The 2,521-nt window shown below is 57.8% G+C and carries 1 protein-coding gene and 2 pseudogenes; 1 reads left to right on the top strand and 2 read right to left on the bottom strand.

Translation table 11 applies throughout. The features are described 5' to 3' along the window. Nucleotides 1-83: 83 nt before the first annotated feature. Together XdyCFBP7245_RS24850 and XdyCFBP7245_RS23300 are read right to left on the bottom strand one after the other, a co-directional pair. Nucleotides 84-296, bottom strand: a pseudogene (locus XdyCFBP7245_RS24850) (hypothetical protein); the annotation flags it as partial. Next, nucleotides 245-703, bottom strand: a complete 459-nt coding sequence (locus tag XdyCFBP7245_RS23300; RefSeq protein WP_104617705.1) for a hypothetical protein — start codon at nucleotides 701-703, stop codon at nucleotides 245-247. The pseudogene XdyCFBP7245_RS24850 and the gene XdyCFBP7245_RS23300, both read right to left, overlap by 52 nt. Nucleotides 704-1,542: 839 nt before the next feature. On the opposite strand from XdyCFBP7245_RS23300, the pseudogene XdyCFBP7245_RS23295 reads away from it, so the two are divergent. After that, nucleotides 1,543-2,430: pseudogene (locus XdyCFBP7245_RS23295) on the top strand (integrase); the annotation flags it as partial. Nucleotides 2,431-2,521: the final 91 nt, after the last annotated feature.

Genomic DNA, 2,521 nt, shown 5'->3' with positions numbered 1-2,521 from the left:
AACTTGCTCTTGCGCATCGTTGGTCTCCTCGCTGGCTAGTATGCCCGGAGACCTGTAGTGATGGATGGATCAATTTTATGGGGAGTCGACACCACCTCTGGCTCGTCGTCTGGCTCTTCCACTCCCTCGTTGTCGACGAAGGACGTCACCCACACCGTGGTGACAGGAATGGCCTTTGCGCACTTCCAGCACTGAGTGGTCGCTTGCAAGAGGGCATAACTTGGAGCGCTAAAAGTCAGCGGGGTCATGGGGTCGTATCGGTATATGCACCGCGATTCCAGGAACGATAGCGCCATGGCACCACGTCCTCTAAAAAAGTGATCCGGGGGCTGGGAAGGCTGCCAAATCCTGCGATGCTGGCGCGCAGCCGCTCCGAGTGCGCCTGCGGCACGAACAGCCAGGGCCTGACGGACCATCCCTCTGGCACGCCGCTGTCCCTCACCAACGCTGACTTCACCCCTTCCCAGTGCTCGTCCCACCCTCTCAGCCGACCGAGCAATGAGGGCGCCTTTGCTGCGTAGGTGATTTCGCATAAGTAGGCCGCCTGCTCTTTGAAGCTCACGGCCACCGCGTCGCAATACCAATGCGGGCCGCTGGTGTCCGGGTTGGCGCCCTCGTTGAGCTGGATGCAGCACTGGCTGTTGACGAACAGCGCTCGGTCCGCTCGGAGGTAATCAAGCACGACGCCTTCGAAGTGGTCCATGTTAGTTAACTCCCGTTTTCGGCTGCATTATCTTCCGATATAATACTAACATCTCAGCACGTCATTTAGGAACGGCACACCTTAAAAACTAACATAAGGACTGCTTTAGTTAGCCTATTTGCATTAAACAGTACACTAATGACAGGGCAAACCACTCGAAATTATTCCCCGACGCGCCGCTAAACCATTGAATTATATAGGGCCACCGCACTTAAACCAGACATAATAATTTTGGCAGAAGTTCAGGCTGGGCCTTTACGGTAGAGTTTGCTTCAGGAAAAGTAAAAAATTGCCCGTTTTGATTGACGAATTCCCGGGCTGTTCTATCACTACTTCCATTGGAACAATGGAAGCAAGCCATGTCGTCTACCGCCCAGCAGCAACTCCGCGATTACATCACCGCCCCCTTCGGTCTCCTGCAAATAAAGGATGTCCATGTTGGCAACGTCCGGGCCTCCGAGATCAACATCACCGGCCGTGAAGCCGCTATCCATGCCTTGGAGCTCTTTGACCGCGCGGATGAACGCTCCCGGAGAGTGCGCCTCAGCAAGAACCGCACCCACTACCCCGAGCCCCTACCCCTCTGCTCTCCCGCTCGGCTGCTGTCGGTCGAGATCTCGGACTACCTCGGGCACCGCGAGCGGTGCGGCCTGGCCAAAGAGACCGTCGAAGACACGGCTCGGTCGCTGAAGCTCTTGCGGATTGCCTGCGGTGACATTCCCGTCTCGCGCATCGACCACGCTCACATCTACAAGCTTTGGGACCTGTTGCGTTGGGCACCACCGCTTCTGCTGTCCGACTTCAAGTATCGGGACTACACGTTCGAGCAGGCGGTTGCNCAAATAAAGGATGTCCATGTTGGCAACGTCCGGGCCTCCGAGATCAACATCACGGGCCGTGAAGCCGCCATCCATGCCTTGGAGCTCTTTGACCGCGCGGATGAACGCTCCCGGAGGGTGCGCCTCAGCAAGAACCGAACGCTCTACCCCGAGCCCCTACCCCTCTGCTCTCCTGCTCGGCTGCTGTCGGTCGAGATCTCGGACTACCTCGGCCATCGCGAGCGGTGCGGCCTGGCCAAAGAGACCGTCGAAGACACGGCCCGCTCGCTCAAGCTTCTGCGAATCGCGTGCGGTGACGTTCCTGTGTCGCGCATCGACCACGCTCACATCTACAAGCTTTGGGACCTGTTGCGTTGGGCACCACCGCTTCTGCTGTCCGATCCCAAATATCAGGCTTACACGTTCGAACAAGCCGTCGCCCTTGGCAAGGAACTCGGCGTGACACCGCCCGCTCCCGCCACGCTGGAAAAGCACCGGCGGTTCCTGGTGACCTTCTTCAGCAAGCTGGTAAAAGCCAAGGCGATTCCCATGTCGCCGATGGACGCGTTCCCCGAAATCAAGAAGGACCTGGTCGTGGATCCGAACAAGCCAGAGCGCTTGTTCGACGAGGAAGAGCTTCAGCGCATCTTTTCACCCAAGACGTTCCCGGCCTGGGCCAAGAAGTATCCGCATCGGTGGTGGCTGCCCATGATCTCGCTCTACACGGGGGCGCGCATCAACGAGCTCGCTCAGCTGAAGGTGGCCGACATTGTCGAGGAAGCCAAGGTCTGGTGTATCCGCGTCCAAAAAACGGTCGACGCCGATCTCAGGCATAAGGATAGAGACAGGAGCCGTCAAAGCCTAAAAGGCAAAGCAGCAGTTCGCACCCTGCCCATCCCTAAGCCGCTGTGTAATGACCCATCGGTTTCTGCACAGGTCAGGTGGTTAATGTAGCGGCATAGGCTTGGTCAGGCGTCATCATCTTCAGTGCCTGATGCGG

It is taken from the genome of Xanthomonas dyei (assembly GCF_002939865.1).
Classification (GTDB): Bacteria; Pseudomonadota; Gammaproteobacteria; order Xanthomonadales; family Xanthomonadaceae; genus Xanthomonas; species Xanthomonas dyei.
The sequence above is the reverse complement of the archived record's forward strand: the minus strand, read 5'-3'. Positions and strand labels throughout refer to the sequence as shown.

Bases quoted from the DNA above. Each gene is read 5' to 3' on its own strand.
- XdyCFBP7245_RS23300 (WP_104617705.1), bottom strand. From the start codon at position 703: ATGGACCACTTCGAAGGCGTCGTGCTTGATTACCTCCGAGCGGACCGA.